15 protein-coding genes are annotated in these 16,008 nt (G+C 49.9%); 14 read left to right on the forward strand and 1 reads right to left on the reverse strand.

Features of this window, described 5'->3' with window-relative positions:
- The first annotated feature begins 25 nt into the window (after positions 1-25).
- Positions 26-682 carry a thiamine diphosphokinase gene (locus NFR98_RS00105; protein WP_014095494.1) on the forward strand — a complete coding sequence of 219 codons (657 nt, stop codon included), beginning with the start codon at positions 26-28 and terminating at the stop codon, positions 680-682.
- Between the two features lie 96 nt (positions 683-778).
- Entirely contained in the window at positions 779-859 is an 81-nt protein-coding gene (gene spoVM / locus NFR98_RS00110; RefSeq protein ID WP_017551496.1) for a stage V sporulation protein SpoVM, read from the forward strand.
- A 126-nt stretch (positions 860-985) separates the two neighbouring features.
- Here spoVM and rpmB read toward each other — a convergent pair whose 3' ends face one another.
- The gene (gene rpmB / locus NFR98_RS00115; RefSeq protein WP_013859045.1) at positions 986-1,174 is read right to left on the reverse strand and encodes a 50S ribosomal protein L28; all 189 of its coding nucleotides are present in this window, start codon (positions 1,172-1,174) and stop codon (positions 986-988) included.
- Positions 1,175-1,443: 269 nt separating this feature from the next.
- Here rpmB and NFR98_RS00120 point away from each other — a divergent pair, with 269 nt between their 5' ends.
- The 12 genes from NFR98_RS00120 to smc all read left to right on the forward strand — a co-directional run bounded on the left by NFR98_RS00120 (position 1,444) and on the right by smc (position 15,881).
- Positions 1,444-1,806: an Asp23/Gls24 family envelope stress response protein gene (locus NFR98_RS00120; protein WP_251459507.1), complete on the forward strand. Its 363-nt coding sequence runs from the start codon at positions 1,444-1,446 to the stop codon at positions 1,804-1,806.
- Positions 1,807-1,821: 15 nt separating this feature from the next.
- Positions 1,822-3,507: a DAK2 domain-containing protein gene (locus tag NFR98_RS00125; protein WP_017551499.1), complete on the forward strand. Its 1,686-nt coding sequence runs from the start codon at positions 1,822-1,824 to the stop codon at positions 3,505-3,507.
- A 278-nt stretch (positions 3,508-3,785) separates the two neighbouring features.
- Entirely contained in the window at positions 3,786-4,448 is a 663-nt protein-coding gene (gene sdaAB / locus NFR98_RS00130; RefSeq protein ID WP_061086431.1) for an L-serine ammonia-lyase, iron-sulfur-dependent subunit beta, read from the forward strand.
- Positions 4,449-4,568: 120 nt separating this feature from the next.
- Positions 4,569-5,456 (forward strand): L-serine ammonia-lyase, iron-sulfur-dependent, subunit alpha, encoded by an 888-nt coding sequence (sdaAA, locus tag NFR98_RS00135; protein WP_017551502.1) that lies wholly within the window; start codon positions 4,569-4,571, stop codon positions 5,454-5,456.
- On the forward strand, positions 5,449-7,497 hold the full coding sequence (gene recG, locus NFR98_RS00140) for an ATP-dependent DNA helicase RecG (RefSeq protein WP_104851380.1): 2,049 nt from the start codon (positions 5,449-5,451) through the stop codon (positions 7,495-7,497). Before sdaAA ends, recG begins: the two co-directional genes overlap by 8 nt.
- Before the next feature lie 108 nt (positions 7,498-7,605).
- The gene (gene fapR, locus NFR98_RS00145; RefSeq protein ID WP_017551504.1) at positions 7,606-8,187 is read left to right on the forward strand and encodes a transcription factor FapR; all 582 of its coding nucleotides are present in this window, start codon (positions 7,606-7,608) and stop codon (positions 8,185-8,187) included.
- A 115-nt stretch (positions 8,188-8,302) separates the two neighbouring features.
- Positions 8,303-9,295 (forward strand): phosphate acyltransferase PlsX, encoded by a 993-nt coding sequence (gene plsX, locus NFR98_RS00150; RefSeq protein ID WP_026104619.1) that lies wholly within the window; start codon positions 8,303-8,305, stop codon positions 9,293-9,295.
- Between the two features lie 16 nt (positions 9,296-9,311).
- Positions 9,312-10,250, forward strand: coding sequence for an ACP S-malonyltransferase (gene fabD, locus NFR98_RS00155; protein ID WP_017551506.1), 939 nt, complete (start codon positions 9,312-9,314; stop codon positions 10,248-10,250).
- 16 nt (positions 10,251-10,266) lie between these two features.
- Positions 10,267-11,010: a 3-oxoacyl-[acyl-carrier-protein] reductase gene (fabG, locus tag NFR98_RS00160; protein ID WP_017551507.1), complete on the forward strand. Its 744-nt coding sequence runs from the start codon at positions 10,267-10,269 to the stop codon at positions 11,008-11,010.
- A gap of 83 nt (positions 11,011-11,093) precedes the next feature.
- Positions 11,094-11,327 carry an acyl carrier protein gene (acpP, locus tag NFR98_RS00165; protein ID WP_014095485.1) on the forward strand — a complete coding sequence of 78 codons (234 nt, stop codon included), beginning with the start codon at positions 11,094-11,096 and terminating at the stop codon, positions 11,325-11,327.
- 221 nt (positions 11,328-11,548) lie between these two features.
- Positions 11,549-12,289, forward strand: a complete 741-nt coding sequence (rnc, locus tag NFR98_RS00170) for a ribonuclease III (RefSeq protein ID WP_017551508.1) — start codon at positions 11,549-11,551, stop codon at positions 12,287-12,289.
- Between the two features lie 19 nt (positions 12,290-12,308).
- On the forward strand, positions 12,309-15,881 hold the full coding sequence (smc, locus tag NFR98_RS00175; protein ID WP_017551509.1) for a chromosome segregation protein SMC: 3,573 nt from the start codon (positions 12,309-12,311) through the stop codon (positions 15,879-15,881).
- Positions 15,882-16,008: the final 127 nt, after the last annotated feature.

The raw sequence follows: 16,008 nt of genomic DNA on the forward strand, positions 1-16,008 counted from the left end.
CCGTCGTATAAAAGGGGAATGAGGCATGGAAAAGAAAATCTATATTTTAGCAGGCGGCCCGCCCGAAAATGTACCGGATCTTGCGCCATATGCGGAGGACAAACGAGCGGCATGGGCAGGTGTAGACAGGGGCGTGCTGCATTTGCTTAAACAAGGGATCATCCCGGAAATGGCCTTTGGCGACTTTGATTCTGTCAATCAGGAAGAATGGGACTGGATCAACCGGAAACTTGAGCATATTCGCAAATTCCAGCCCGAAAAAGATGAGACCGATATGGAGCTGGCCTTGATGTGGGCAATCAGCCAGGATCCGGATGTGATCCGCATTTTTGGTGCTACCGGCGGACGGCTCGATCATGCTTTTACCAATGTCCTTTTACTTGTACATGAAAAAGCTTTGCAATTTAAAGGAAAAATAGAAATGATCGACAGGCAGAATCTCGTGGAAATGTTTTTGCCCGGAACTTATACGATTGAAAAAATGGATGCGTATCCGTATGTTTCTTTTCTCCCGTTGACGGAAGAGGTAGAAGGGATCTTTTTAACCGGATTTAAGTATCCGCTTGAAAACCGGCATATTGTAAGGGGCACCACCCTTTGTGTCAGCAATGAACTAATCCGTGATTTTGGTACTTTTTCTTTTTCAAGCGGCATATTAATGATGGTAAGAAGCCATGATTAATGATATTTCATGAACAAGCAGGCTGTATCCTTTTCGCTTACGCATGAATATAATGTGCGGGAGACCCGGATTGTATTTGAATGGGGAGGGACATACATGAAATTTTATACGATTAAACTGCCTAAATTTTTGGGCGGTATTGTCAGGGCCATGCTGGGGACTTTTAAAAAAGGATAAGAGATAAAATGGACGCATGGCGGTTCGTGGGGCAGTTCATTCTACACAGCGGGAAAATCGGCGGCGCGCCGGTTTTTTTGCCGCAAAAAAAACAGGAAACCGGATGCCCGGCTTCCTGTTTTTGCCTTATACACGTTCGACTTTCCCGGATTTCAAAGCGCGGGCAGAAACCCAGACGCGTTGCGGTTTGCCGTCCACCAGAATGCGCACTTTTTGCAAGTTCGCTTTCCAGGTGCGTTTGTTTGCGTTCATGGCGTGAGAACGTTTATTGCCGGATACCGTTTTACGTCCTGTAATTGCACATTTTTTCGGCATTGTATTCCCTCCTTCTGTTGCAAAGCAGAAATAGAACATATTTATGCTTTCATCTCTTCATTTTTCGTTAAAAATTCACTATAATAATTTATCATATTGGAAGACACAATGCAAGTCTTGCCGGTGAGTATACATGCAGAGCACCCTGTTTTGTGGTAAACTATAACAATGCAGGCCTGCTCTGCTTTCCATGTACCCTGTCTTATAGTACAATGGCGGTAGCAGGTCAAATCCGGTTTAGAAACAGTGAAGATAAGGGGGAGCGATTTATGCCGATTGAAATAAATACGCATTATGGACAAATTGATATATCGAATGAAGTCGTCGCCACGCTTGCAGGAGGTGCAGCCATCGACTGTTTCGGCATTGTCGGCATGGCCTCGAAAAATCAAATCAAAGACGGCATTACAGAAATCCTGCGCAAAGAAAACTTCTCGAGGGGCGTTATTGTGCGTCAACAGGATGAAAAAGTGGAAATTGACATGTATATTATTGTGGGCTATGGGACAAAAATTTCCGAAATCGCCCGCAACGTCCAGCAGAAAGTAAAATATACGCTGAATCAAACAGTCGGCTTATCAGTTGATGCCATTAATATTTACGTTCAGGGCGTGCGTGTCGCGAACCCGTAACGAGGAGGAAATTTTGTGGTTACATCACTGGATGGAAAGCGTTTTGCAGAAATGGTCATACAAGGGGCGAACCATCTTGCGGCAAATGCCAAAACGGTTGACGCCCTGAATGTATTCCCTGTCCCTGATGGCGATACGGGAACAAATATGAATTTAACGATGACTTCCGGTGCAAAGGAAGTGCAAAAAAATGTCCAGGCGCATATCGGGTCCGTTGCCGCAAGTTTTGCAAAAGGGCTGCTGATGGGCGCGCGGGGCAATTCGGGCGTGATTTTATCCCAGCTGTTCCGCGGCTTCTCCAAATCGATTGAAACAAAAGCGCATATTTCCGCAAAAGAGTTTGCAGCGGCTTTTCAGGCCGGGATCGAGAGCGCTTTTAAGGCGATCATGAAGCCGGTTGAAGGAACGATTCTCACCGTTGCAAGGGAAGCGGCCAAAAAAGGCGTGCAAACGGCGAAAACCGAAAAGGATCTGGCGGCAGTCATGGAAGCGATCCTCGGGGAAGCGAAAACGACGCTGAGCCGGACGCCGGACATGTTGCCGGTGTTAAAAGAAGTCGGCGTGGTCGACAGCGGCGGCCAGGGGCTTGTTTTTATTTATGAAGGCTTTCTTGCCGAGTTAAAAGGGGAAGAGCTGCCGGATACACCGTCCGTCATGCCGTCAATGGACGAGCTCGTAAACGCCGAACACCATAAGCATGTGCAGGACTTTATGCGTACGGAAGATATCAAATATGGGTACTGCACGGAAATCATGGTCAGGCTCGACCGCTCCAAACCGTCCGCCAAGACATTCTCGGAGGAGCGGTTCCGCAGTGATATGAGCCGTTTCGGGGATTCCCTCCTGGTCATTTCGGATGATGATATCGTGAAAGTCCATGTCCACACTGAGCGCCCGGGTGATGTTTTGAACTACGGCCAGCAATACGGCAGCCTCATTAAGTTAAAAGTGGACAATATGCGCGAGCAGCACAGCGCGATAGTGGGCGAAACGCATCATGCGCTTGTTGGCGAAAACGGAGCGGAACAGGAGAAAAAAGAAAAGAAAGATTACGGTGTGATTACGGTTGCCATGGGGGACGGAATCGCTGCGCTGTTTAAAAGCATCGGCGCCGATGTTGTCATTGAAGGCGGCCAGACGATGAACCCGAGCACCGAGGACATATTGAAAGCCATTGAAGAGGCAAACGCAAAACAAATCATCATTTTACCGAACAATAAAAATATTGTCATGGCAAGCGAGCAGGCAGCGGAACTAGCGGAAGAAAAAGTGGCTATTGTCCCGTCTAAAACCGTGCCGCAGGGAATGGCGGCGCTGCTCGCATTTAACCCCGGACAGCCGTTTGACAAAAACGTCCAAGCAATGGAAGAAGCGCTCGGCCGCGTGAAATCCGGCCAGGTTACCAATGCGGTCAGGGATACGAATATTGACGGCATCTCCATCAAAAAAGGGGATTATATGGGGATTTACGAAGGGAAAATCGTCAAAACGAGTCCTGCCCTGTTGGAAGCATCCGGGCAGCTGCTTTCGCACATGATCGGCGCGGAAGATGAAATTGCCACCGTCATATACGGAAAAGATGTCAGCAAGGAACAGGTAAACGAACTCGTTTCCTATATTGAAACCAACTGGCCGGAGATAGAAATCGAAGTCCATGAAGGCAGGCAGCCGTTATATTCCTTTATTTTGGCAGTGGAATAAGATTGCTTGCCCGCATATTATAAAAAGAGCTTGCTGAATACGAAAAAATGCACCATCCGCTGCTGTTTGTTTTCATCTGTTGCAGCGCTTTCAAGTGCAAAGCTTTCATCCATTCTTTTTTGGTAAAAAGGTTCCAGTTCGGGCGAGCCGGCCGAACCAACCCGGTTTTGCCCGGCAAACTTTAAAATCAGCACAACGGCGGGTGCGGCCTGAAAAACGGGGCGCACCCACCAAGATTGAAATCGCGAAAAAACACAATAATGTGGGTGTGATGCGCAATGAAATATAAAAGTGTTTTTGATATTATCGGCCCGGTGATGATCGGGCCCTCGAGCTCCCATACAGCAGGTGCCGCGCGCATCGGTCGGGTGGCGAGAAGCTTATTCGGCAGGCAGCCACAGTGGGCAGACATCCATTTTTACGGATCGTTCGCGACCACCTATAAAGGTCACGGCACAGACGTTGCCATTGTCGGCGGCCTGCTCGATTTTGACACGGATGATGAACGGATCAAATCTTCTCTTCAGATTGCGGAACAGCACGGACTTTCGGTAAAGTTTTTCGTGGAAAGCGCCGTCACGGATCACCCGAACACGGTAAAGATCCGGATGGGCGACGCATCGGGAGATATGGAACTGACCGGTATCTCAATCGGCGGCGGAAAAATTGAAGTGACAGAACTGAACGGCTTTGAACTGCATTTATCCGGCCACCATCCGGCTGTGCTCGTCGTTCACCAGGATCGCTACGGGGCGATTGCGGCCGTATCCAATATTTTATCAGCACATGAAATCAATATCGGCCATATGGAAGTATCGCGCAAAGAAGCCGGAAAGATGGCCTTGATGGCTATCGAAGTGGACCAGAATCTCGATGACGCCGTCATTGAAGAGATAAAGCAGCTCCCGAATATTACCCAGGTTGCAAGAGTTGTAGATTAATAGTGAGAAAAAAGCGCAGCTGCTAAGCAGGTGGCGCTTTCTTTTGGCTGTCTTTAAAAAATGTGCGTGCATCCTTGCCTGTGCCAGGAGAAGCAGCATGGATATTGAAGGAGGGAAATTATGTTTCGGAATGTTGCTGAGCTTGTAGAACTGGCCGAACAGCAAAATAAAAAAATCTCGGAAATTATGATAGAGCAAGAAATGGAAGTAACCGGAAAATCGAGGGAAGCCATCATAAAAAAGATGGATGAAAATCTGGCTGTGATGGAAAAAGCAGTTGAAAAAGGGATTGCCGGCGTCCACTCCCACTCAGGGCTTACGGGCGGCGATGCCGTACTGCTGCAAAAATATATTGAAAAAGGCAATTTCTTATCCGGCGCCACCATTTTGGATGCCGTCAGCAAAGCCGTTGCGACAAATGAAGTGAACGCGGCAATGGGAACGATTTGCGCAACGCCGACAGCCGGTTCTGCCGGCGTCGTGCCGGGAACGTTCTTTGCGGTCAAAAACAAACTGCATCCGACGCGTGAAGAAATGGTCCGTTTCTTATTTACAGCCGGCGCATTCGGTTTTGTGGTGGCCAATAATGCGTTTATTTCCGGCGCAGCAGGCGGCTGCCAGGCAGAAGTCGGATCAGCCGCCGGGATGGCTGCCGCGGCTATCGTTGAGATGGCGGGCGGCACACCGGATCAATGTGCCCATGCGATGGCCATTACGTTGAAAAATATGATCGGCCTCGTATGCGATCCTGTTGCCGGTCTTGTGGAAGTACCATGCGTGAAACGGAATGCAATGGGGGCGGCCAATGCAATGGTTGCGGCAGATATGGCGCTTGCCGGCATTAAAAGCCGGATCCCTTGCGATGAAGTGATTGATGCGATGTACCGCGTCGGGCAGCAGATGCCGACTGCGCTCAAAGAAACAGCGCGGGGAGGCTTGGCGGATACGCCGACCGCCCGGAAACTGGAAGCCAAAATTTTCGGTATGCCGCTTGATCTGCATGAATAGCCCGCTTGATCTGCCGGTATCCGTTTTAAAAGGGATCGGCGAAGAAACGGAAGCAAGCCTCGGGCAGATGGGGATTTTTACCATCTATGACCTGCTTACTTATTTTCCTTTCCGGTATGAAGATGACCGGCTCAAAGATTTGCGTGAAGTCGGGCATGATGAACGGGTGACGGTGACGGGGAGGGTGCATAGCGAACCCTCCCTCATCTATTATTCAAAAAAACGGTCACGCCTGTCGATGAAAGTGTTCGCAGGCGATTTTCTCATTACGGTTGTCTGTTTTAACCAGCCGTATTTGAAAAAGAAAATCCATGTCCATGATGAGATTACGGTTACCGGAAAATGGGACATGCACCGGCAGACGATTACGGCCCAATCCGTAAAAACAGGCACGGCTGATCAAACGTCCGGATTCGGGCCCGTCTATGCGGTGAAAGGAAAAATGACGGTAAAAACGTTGCGCAAATACATTCAATCCGCCTTTCATGCTTATGGCAGTGAAATCGAAGAGGCGCTCCCGGCAGAAATGCTTGCAAAATATAAATTAATGCCGAAAAAGCAGGCCATGTTTGCGATGCACTTCCCAAAATCGGAACAAGAAGTGAAAATGGCGAGAAGGACCATTGTATACGAAGAGTTTTTGGCTTTTCAGCTGAAGATGCAGGCGTTAAGGAAATTCGAGCGCGAACATTCAAACGGCCGGGCCATCCGCTATGATGTGCGGAAATTAAGACATTTTATCGACTCCTTGCCGTTTTCATTGACGGCCGCCCAGAAAAGAGTGGTAAACGAAATTTGCGCGGACATGAAGTCGCCGTTCCGCATGAACCGTTTACTCCAGGGGGATGTCGGCTCCGGGAAGACGGTCGTTGCTGCGATTGCGCTATACGCTGCGGTGACGGCGGGATTTCAAGGGGCACTGATGGTCCCGACGGAAATTCTCGCCGAGCAGCATGCCGAATCGCTTTGCCAGCTGCTCGAACCGCACGGCGTCCAGGTCGCTTTACTGACGAGCACCGTAAAAGGGAAACGGCGAAAAGCGCTTTTGGAACAGCTTGGAACTGGCGGTATCGATATTTTAATCGGCACGCATGCTTTAATTCAGGAAGATGTGGCATTTTCGCGGCTCGGCCTTGTGATCACAGATGAACAGCACCGGTTCGGGGTTGAGCAAAGACGGATCCTTCGCGAAAAAGGGATGAATCCGGATGTGCTTTTTATGACGGCGACGCCCATTCCGCGGACGCTTGCCATCACCGTGTTCGGCGAAATGGATGTTTCTGTCATTGACCAGATGCCAGCTGGCCGGAAAAAGATTGAAACGTACTGGGTGAAAAACAATCTGTTCGAAAGGGTGCTCGGCTTTATCGAAAAAGAGCTCAAAAAAGGCAGACAGGCGTATGTCATTTGTCCGCTCATCGAGGAATCCGATAAGCTTGACGTCCAGAACGCGATTGATGTGTATGCCATTTTAAACCAATATTTTAATGGCAGGTATACAGCCGGGCTGATGCATGGCAGGCTGCCGGGTGACGAAAAGGAAGCAGTCATGAAAGCGTTCAGCCGCAACGAAATTCAGGTGCTTGTGTCGACAACGGTTGTCGAAGTCGGGGTCAATGTGCCGAATGCGACCATTATGGTCATTTATGATGCCGAACGGTTCGGCCTTGCCCAGCTTCACCAGTTGCGCGGCCGTGTCGGCAGAGGCGATGCGCAATCGTATTGTATTTTGCTCGCCGACCCGAAAACAGAAATCGGCAAAGAGCGGATGAAAATTATGACGGAAACGGACAACGGCTTTGTTTTGAGCGAAAAAGATCTCGAGCTTCGCGGACCCGGCGATTTTTTCGGAAAAAAACAAAGCGGGCTGCCGGAATTTAAAGTGGCCGATATGGTCCATGATTTCCGGGCGCTTGAAACAGCCAGGCAGGATGCGCAGCAATTGATCAGTTCCGATACATTCTGGCATGGCCCGGCTTTTTCACACTTGCGGCGCCAGCTTGAAGCATCAGGTGTGCTCGAAGGGGAGAAACTGGACTAAAGGGAGTTTGCGTTTTGCCAGGGCAGCTTTGGCAATTCTTGCAAACTTCCTTTTCTTTCTATATACTACGATTAGTACCAAGTCCTAAAATTTCGGATGGTGTCACCCATGAAAATGAAAAAAAAGGACCGGCAGCAAAGTTTGCAGGAAACCATCAGGCAGAATCCTTTTATTACTGATGAAGAACTGGCGGAAAAATACCATGTCAGCGTGCAGACGATCCGCCTTGACCGGCTGGAGCTTTCCATTCCGGAACTGCGGGAAAGGATCAAAAACGTTGCTGAAAAGCGGTTCGCCAATGAAGTAAGGGCGCTGCCGATCGAAGAAGTCGTCGGGGAAGTGATCGATATCGAATTGGATCGCAGCGCCATCTCTATTTTTGATGTCAAAAAAGAACATGTTTTTAAGCGAAACGCCATCGCCCGCGGGCATCATCTGTTTGCGCAGGCCAACTCGCTTGCCGTTGCCGTCATTGATGATGAACTGGCCCTCACGGCGAAAGCCACCATCCGGTTTTTGCGGTCCGCGAAAATCGGCGACCGCGTCATTGCCAAGGCAAAAGTGGCGAACGTCAATCAGGAAAACGGCAGAACGACTGTGTTTGTTGAAAGCTATGTCGGCCGTGACCTCGTCTTTAAAGGCGAATTTGAAATGTATCGGGATCATGCCGGAAAAGGCGGCAGTGCTTAACTATGCTTCGCGGACAGGTAAACCATTTTCCCGGGGACCGGCAACCCCGGTTGCGGCATGGCCGGGAAAACTTTCGCACGGGAAAAGCTTGATTTTAGAAACGGGGCTGAACAGAATGAAATTAGCAATTGATGCAATGGGCGGGGATTATGCCCCAAAAGAAATTGTACAAGGGATTAACCGGGCTGTAAACGCATTTCCGGACACGGCGTTTATCCTGTTCGGGGACGAAACGCAAATCAGGAAGGAACTGGAAACGTCTGACCGCGTTGCCGTTATCCATACCGATGAGGTAATATCTGGAACAGACGAACCGGTGCGGGCAGTTCGCCGCAAAAAAAATTCTTCCATGGTGCGTATGGCCCAAGCCGTGAAAGACGGGGAAGCGGACGCGTGCATCTCGGCCGGAAATACGGGCGCTCTAATGGCATCCGGTCTCTTTGTGGTTGGCAGGATTGAAGGTATTGAAAGGCCGGCCCTTGCCCCGGTGCTCCCGACAACGGACGGGCGCGGTTTTGTCATGCTCGATCTCGGCGCAAACGCGGAAGCCAAGCCGGAACATTTGCTGCAGTTTGCCATCATGGGCTCGCTGTATGCCGAAAAGGTAAGAGGCTTAAAAAATCCGCGCGTCGGCCTCTTAAATATCGGAACAGAAGAAAAGAAAGGCAATGAATTAACAAAAAAAGCATTTCAACTTTTAAAAGAAACTGATTTGAATTTTACCGGCAATGTTGAAGCCCGCGACTTGCTCGAGGGGGCGGCGGATGTCGTTGTCACAGACGGGTTTACCGGCAATATGGTGCTGAAAACGATTGAAGGTACGGCCGGATCCTTGTTTTCCATGATCAAAAAAGTGTTCATGCACAATCTGAAGACAAAACTGGCCGCTGCGATGATCAAATCAGAACTGTCAGGCCTGAAAAATATCATGGACTACTCGGAATACGGCGGATCGGGTTTAATGGGGCTGAATGCGCCCGTCATTAAAGCACACGGGTCATCAAACGCCAATGCAATTTACAATGCGGTGCGGCAGGCGCGTGAAATGGTACAGTCTGACGTCACCGGCAAAATCAAACACGCAATTCAACAACTTGAACAAAAGTAAGGATGGAGGAAAAGAGATGGGGAAAATAGCATTTGTTTTTCCGGGGCAGGGATCCCAGACGGTTGGCATGGGGCAGTCGGTTGCCGGTGCAAATGAAAAAGCGGCGGCTGTTTTTCAAAAAGCAGATGAAAAGCTTGGGATGGACTTATCCGGGCTCATTCAAAACGGCCCGCTGGACAAACTGACCCGTACCGAAAATGCCCAGCCGGCCCTTTTAACGGTAAGCACTGCGATTTTACAGGTGCTTCAGGAAGCGGGCATCCATGCAGATTTCACAGCCGGGCACAGCCTTGGCGAATATTCGGCGCTTGTGGCAGCTGGCGCTTTGTCTTTTGAAGATGCCGTATATGCGGTACGCAAACGTGGCGAATATATGGATGAAGCATTCCCGAACGGTGCCGGGGCAATGTCCGCCGTGCTCGGGCTTGACCGCGGCGTGCTAGAGGAAGTTGCAGATGAAGTGAGCCGTGAAGGGGAAACGGTCCAGCTCGCGAATTTGAACTGTCCCGGCCAGATAGTCATTTCCGGGACAGCTGCCGGAATTGAGAAAGCGGGCGCCCTTGCCAAGGAAAGAGGGGCGAAACGCGTCCTCCCGCTTCAGGTAAGCGGGCCTTTCCACTCCAAATTGATGGAGCCGGCAGCGGAAAAATATAAGGCGGTTCTTGACGAAATTGCTATCCGGGATGCGGCGGTTCCTGTGATCGCCAATGTTGATGCCGAAGTGGAAACGGGCGCTCAGGACATCAAAGCAAATTGTATCCGCCAGCTCTATTCCCCTGTTTTATGGGAAGATTCTGTCAAAAAAATGATCAGCCTCGGCGTTGATACCTTTATTGAAGTCGGGCCGGGCAAAGTGCTTTCCGGATTAATCCGGAAAATTGACCGCAGCGTAAAAACATATGCCGTCCAGGATATGGAAACCCTGGAAGCTGCGGTTGGCGCGCTGCAAAAATAATGGAGGAGGAGACCGAATGCTTTTAAAAGACAAAGTTGCGCTTGTGACCGGTGCGTCCCGCGGCATCGGCCACGAAATCGCGCTTGCGTTTGCCGCTTCCGGCGCGCATGTTGTGGTCAACTATGCAGGGAATGCTGAAAAAGCGGAAGAAGTGGTAAACGCCGTCCGTTCTTATGGTGTGGAATCCTTTGCCATCCGGGCTGATGTTTCGAATGAATCGGAAGTGCAGGAAATGTTCAGACAGGTGCTGGAAAAATTCGGCAAACTTGATATATTGGTGAATAACGCCGGCATCACCCGGGATAACCTTTTGATGAGGATGAAAGAAGCAGAATGGGATGCAGTCATCGATACCAATTTAAAAGGGGTCTTCCTGTGCACAAAAGCGGCGGCGCGGCCGATGATGAAGCAGCGGAGCGGCAAAATCATTAATATTGCCTCGGTTGTCGGCATCAGCGGCAACCCCGGTCAGGCCAATTATACCGCTGCCAAAGCCGGCGTCATTGGGCTTACAAAAACGGCGGCGCGTGAGCTGGCAAGCCGCGGTATTACTGTAAACGCCATTGCCCCGGGCATGATTGAAACGGATATGACCGATAAGCTGACGGAAGACATCAAAGAAGGCATGCTGGGCCAAATCCCACTTTCCCGTTTCGGCAAGCCGGAAGATGTGGCAAAGACTGCCCTGTTTTTGGCAAGCAGCAGTTCCGACTACATCACCGGGCAAACGATCCACGTCGATGGCGGAATGGTCATGTAACGGTTGCGGCAAAGCTTGTTTTTAAGTTTCACTTTATTAATTATAAAAAATCCTCTATAATACCTTGAGGGGAGGTGAACCGCATGGCAGACGTATTAGAGCGTGTGACAAAGATCATCGTTGACCGCCTTGGTGTCGAAGAATCCAAAGTTACACTGGAAGCGAAATTCAAAGAAGATCTTGGCGCTGATTCCCTTGATGTAGTGGAATTGGTGATGGAATTGGAAGATGAATTCGGAATGGAAATTTCTGACGAGGATGCTGAGAAAATTGTAACAGTGGGTGACGCTGTAAATTACATACAAAATCAGCAGTAATCGTCTTCATGTAAAATGTCCCGCCCCATAAAGCGGGACATTTTTCTCTAATCCGGCGTCAATCGTCTCCTGCCTGAGGATGGTAAATGGGCAAAAAAGCGCGATCCCTTTTTGCCTATTTACGACCGCCCGGGTCCTGGGAGATGCCTTTGCGTTCAGCAGTATTTTTCTATATATTTAAGTTAAGTTGAAACTATATCAAGATATCGGGTGGATGAACGATGGGTAAAAAAATAAAATCAGATGAAGAACATGTAGTAAACAAATTCGGCAACCTGCAGGAACAACTCGGGATCCATTTTCAAGACGTAAACCTGCTGAAACAGGCTTTTACGCATTCCTCCTATGTGAACGAGCATCCGGAAAAGCGCAGGCACGACAATGAAAGGCTTGAATTTTTAGGCGACGCCGTCCTGGAACTGACCGTTTCCCATTATTTATTTAATCGGTTCCCGTCGATGAACGAAGGGGAAATGACGAAATTGCGGGCGTCCGTCGTCTGTGAGCCGTCGCTTGTCATTTTTGCCAATGAGCTGCATTTCGGCGAGTATATCCTGCTCGGTAAAGGCGAGGAAATGACCGGCGGCAGAACGCGCCCGGCTCTTTTAGCCGATGTGTTTGAAGCGTTTATCGGCGCGCTTTATTTGGACAAGGGGTTAAAGGCTGTTGTTTCCCTCCTTGAAAAAGTCGTATTCCCGAAAATTGACGAGGGCCTCTTCAGTAGCACGGCGGATTATAAAAGCAAGTTGCAGGAGTACGTCCAAAAAAGAACATCCGGTGTGTTGGAATACACGATTCTCGATGAACGCGGCCCTGCGCATGACAAGGAGTTCATCTCCAGCGTGTCGCTAAACAATAAAGCGCTCGGGACAGGAAAAGGCCGCTCCAAAAAAGAAGCGGAACAGCAGGCTGCGCAAACGGCTTTATCCAATTTGCAGAAAGAAGAAAAAAAGAAGCCGTAAAGAATGGAGGGGGAACGGATTGTTTCTGAAACGTCTCGATGTGATCGGATTTAAGTCATTTGCGGACCGGATTTCCTTTGAATTTGTTCCGGGCGTGACAGCGGTTGTCGGCCCGAACGGCAGCGGCAAAAGCAATGTGATCGACGCCGTCCGCTGGGTGCTCGGTGAACAATCAGCGAAAAGCCTGCGCGGTGGAAAGATGGAAGATGTTATATTTGCCGGCAGCGATACAAGAAAACCACTGAATTTTGCAGAAGTGACGTTAACGCTTGAAAACGAAGGCCGCGCCCTTCCAATTGATTACCAGGAAGTGAGCGTGACAAGGCGGGTGTACCGTTCAGGGGAAAGCGAGTTTTATATCAATAAACAGCAATGCCGGTTGAAGGATATTGTGGAATTGTTTATGGATTCCGGCCTTGGCAAAGAAGCTTTTTCCATTATCAGCCAGGGGAAAGTGGAAGAAATTTTAAACAGCAAAGCGGAAGAACGCCGCAGCATTTTTGAAGAGGCAGCCGGCGTTTTAAAATATAAGACGCGCAAGAAAAAGGCGGAAGTGAAGCTTGCCGAAACGCAGGATAACTTAAACCGTGTTAGCGACATTCTGTATGAACTGGAAAGCCAGCTTGAGCCGTTGAAAATGCAGGCATCGGTCGCAAAAGATTATCTGGAACAAAAGGAAGCATTGAAAAATTATGAAATTGCCGTTTTGGCGTATGAAATAGAATCATTGCATGGCGAGTGGGAATCGCTTAAATCGCAGCTTGAAGCACACCGGGATAAAGAAGCGGGGCTCTCTTCCGAAATCCGCAAACAGGAAGCACAGCTGGAAGAAAAGCGCAATCAGCTGGACGCGCTCGATGAATCGATTCAAGACTTGCAGAATGTGCTGCTTCAAGCGACAGAAGAGCTGGAAAAACTCGAAGGGCAAAAAGAAGTGCTGAAGGAACGCAAAAAGAACGCCAGCGAGAACAAAGCCCAGCTTGAGAAAAATATAAATGAAGCGGAGAACGCTTTAAAAGAACTGGAAGCCCAAAAGGAAAAGCTTTTGCAAACGGCGGCGGAAAATGAACAAGCCTTATCGTCCCTGAAAGAAAGCGTGAAAGAGAAGGAAGCGGGCCTTTTCCGCCTCAGCACGAATCTGGAGGGAAAAATTGAGTCTTTAAAAAGCGACTATATTGAACTGCTGAATGAGCAGGCAAGCGGAAAAAATGAAAAGCGCCTGCTTATGCAGCAGCTGCAAACGTCGTTAAACCGCCTCAGCCGGCTTGAAGCCGAAAACCGGAAATATGTCGAAGAACGGGAAAAAGTGCGGGAAAAGAAAAAAATGGCGACCGGCCGCCTTGCAAAAATCAAACAGGAGCTGGAAGCGGCAGCCGGTGCCTATATGGAAAAGCAAAGGCAGCTGGAATCCGTAAACAGTCGGTATCAAAAACAGGAGTCCAATCTGTATCAGGCATACCAATATTTGCAAAAAGCGAAATCACGGAAAGAAACGCTTGAAGAGATGGAAGAAGATTATACCGGCTTTTACCAAGGCGTGCGTGCAATTTTGAAAGCCCGCGGCAAACAGCTGGAAGGCATTGAAGGTGCTGTGGCTGAACTGGTCCGGGTGCCCGCGCCTTACGAAAAAGCGGTTGAAACAGCACTGGGTGCTTCGATGCAGCATATTGTGACAGAAACGGAACGGCATGCGCGGCACGCCATTGCATTTTTAAAAGAACGAAAGGCCGGGCGGGCGACTTTTTTGCCGCTCGATATTATTAAGCCGCGGGCCATTCCGGAAGCAAGCCTCAAACCGCTCCGCAATGAAGAGGCGTACGTCGGCGTGTGCGCGGAGCTTGTCCGCTTTGAAAGCCGCTACCAGTCCATTGTGTCCAATCTGCTCGGCCATGTCCTTGTAGTCCGTGATTTAAAAAGTGCAAACAAAATCGCCAAAATGCTCGGCTACCGCTACCGCATCGTGACGCTTGACGGGGATGTTGTTAATCCGGGCGGCTCGATGACAGGCGGGGCTTCGAAACAAAACAGTGTGTCACTCCTTTCGAGAAAAAGCGAACTGGAAGCATTAAAAGAAAAGCTTGCCGGCATGGAAAAAACAACGATGGCGCTTGAAACGGAAGTCAAAGCATTGAAAGCCGAAGCTTCCCGCATGCAACAGGAGCTGGATGAAGCGAGGAAAAACGGCGAAGCGCTGAGACTTGGAGAACAGCAGGCGAAAGCGGAACTGGAACGGCTTGCGGTTGAGGAAAAAAATCTGGATGAGCACCTGCTCGTCTACGATATGGAAAAACAAGAGGCGGAAAAGCAGCAGGATGAAGCCCGTAAACGGATCGGCGAACTGGAAGATATGCTGGCGCGTACCGGCGAAAAAGCGCAGCAACTGGAAGCGGAAATTGAAGCCCTGACCGTAAAGAAAAACGATGATTCGACGGCAAAAAGCAGGCTCCAGGGCGAACTGAGCGATTTAAAATCGACGCTTGCCGTAAAGATGGAACAGGCGGCGCGCGACCGCGAAGAGCTTGCGCGGCTCGACCGTGAAATAAAGGAGTGGGCGTCACGTAAAGCGCGTTACGATGAGCAGTACCACTTTCTTACGGACGAATCGAAGAAGCATCACATGTCGGAAAGCGAACTGGCAGAAGCGGCCGAACAAAAAGCGCGTGACAAAAACGATACGCTCGCCTTTATCGCCGTGCGCAGGGAAGAACGGGCCCGGCTGACAGCAGAGATGGAAGACCTGGAACGCGGCCTGAAGGAATGGAAACGGCAGCAAAAAGGGCTCCAGCAGGCCATTCAGGATGAAGAAGTCAAAGCAAACCGGCTGGATGTGGAACTTGAGAACCGGCTTCAAAGGCTCCGCGAAGAATACACGCTCACCTTTGAAGCCGCGAAAGAAGCCCGCCCGCTCAATGTTTCCCTGGAGGAAGCACGCAAAAAAGTGAAGCTGATCAAACTGTCGATTGATGAGCTTGGCGCCGTCAATCTCGGCGCGATCGAAGAATATGAGCGCGTATCGGAACGTTACCAGTTTTTAAAAGAACAGGAGACCGACCTGCTTGAAGCAAAAGACACCCTTGACCAGGTGATTACGGAAATGGACGGCGAAATGGTCCGCCGGTTCGATGAGACGTTTAACGCCATCCGGAACGAATTCGAACCCGTTTTCCGCGAGCTTTTTGGCGGTGGGAGAGCGGATTTGCGGCTGACGGATCCGAAAGATTTGCTTACGACAGGCGTGGAAATTTTCGCGCAGCCGCCGGGGAAAAAACTGCAAAATCTCGGGCTGCTTTCAGGCGGCGAAAGAGCGCTGACCGCGATCGCGCTTTTGTTTGCGATTTTGCGTGTGCGCCCGGTGCCGTTTTGCATTCTCGATGAAGTGGAAGCTGCGCTGGATGAAGCCAATGTATACCGGTTTAGCAAATATTTGAAACAATTCAGTGCGGAAACCCAGTTTATTGTCATCACCCACCGGAAAGGAACGATGGAGGAAGCGGACGTCCTCTACGGGGTTACGATGCAGGAATCCGGCGTATCGAAGCTTGTGTCGGTCAAACTGGAAGAATCAACCGACCTCGCTTTTCAAACGTCTTAAACAGGCGAATCAGCGCCGTGTTTAAAAAGAAGCGCCCGTGCCACAAGCGGGCCGGCAGGGATAAAAATCAGGCCGGCGATTTTTACGACTGCTCGTGCGGCTTTTATGCCGCACAAGCTGATACGCA

The organism is Weizmannia agrestimuris (assembly GCF_943193165.1).
Lineage (GTDB): Bacteria > Bacillota > Bacilli > Bacillales > Bacillaceae_C > Weizmannia > Weizmannia faecalis.

Bases quoted from the DNA above. Each gene is read 5' to 3' on its own strand.
- NFR98_RS00105 (WP_014095494.1), top strand. From the start codon at position 26: ATGGAAAAGAAAATCTATATTTTAGCAGGCGGCCCGCCCGAAAATGTA.
- spoVM (WP_017551496.1), top strand. From the start codon at position 779: ATGAAATTTTATACGATTAAACTGCCTAAATTTTTGGGCGGTATTGTC.
- rpmB (WP_013859045.1), bottom strand. From the start codon at position 1,174: ATGCCGAAAAAATGTGCAATTACAGGACGTAAAACGGTATCCGGCAAT.
- NFR98_RS00120 (WP_251459507.1), top strand. From the start codon at position 1,444: ATGCCGATTGAAATAAATACGCATTATGGACAAATTGATATATCGAAT.
- sdaAB (WP_061086431.1), top strand. From the start codon at position 3,786: ATGAAATATAAAAGTGTTTTTGATATTATCGGCCCGGTGATGATCGGG.
- sdaAA (WP_017551502.1), top strand. From the start codon at position 4,569: ATGTTTCGGAATGTTGCTGAGCTTGTAGAACTGGCCGAACAGCAAAAT.
- recG (WP_104851380.1), top strand. From the start codon at position 5,449: ATGAATAGCCCGCTTGATCTGCCGGTATCCGTTTTAAAAGGGATCGGC.
- fapR (WP_017551504.1), top strand. From the start codon at position 7,606: ATGAAAATGAAAAAAAAGGACCGGCAGCAAAGTTTGCAGGAAACCATC.
- plsX (WP_026104619.1), top strand. From the start codon at position 8,303: ATGAAATTAGCAATTGATGCAATGGGCGGGGATTATGCCCCAAAAGAA.
- fabD (WP_017551506.1), top strand. From the start codon at position 9,312: ATGGGGAAAATAGCATTTGTTTTTCCGGGGCAGGGATCCCAGACGGTT.
- fabG (WP_017551507.1), top strand. From the start codon at position 10,267: ATGCTTTTAAAAGACAAAGTTGCGCTTGTGACCGGTGCGTCCCGCGGC.
- acpP (WP_014095485.1), top strand. From the start codon at position 11,094: ATGGCAGACGTATTAGAGCGTGTGACAAAGATCATCGTTGACCGCCTT.
- rnc (WP_017551508.1), top strand. From the start codon at position 11,549: ATGGGTAAAAAAATAAAATCAGATGAAGAACATGTAGTAAACAAATTC.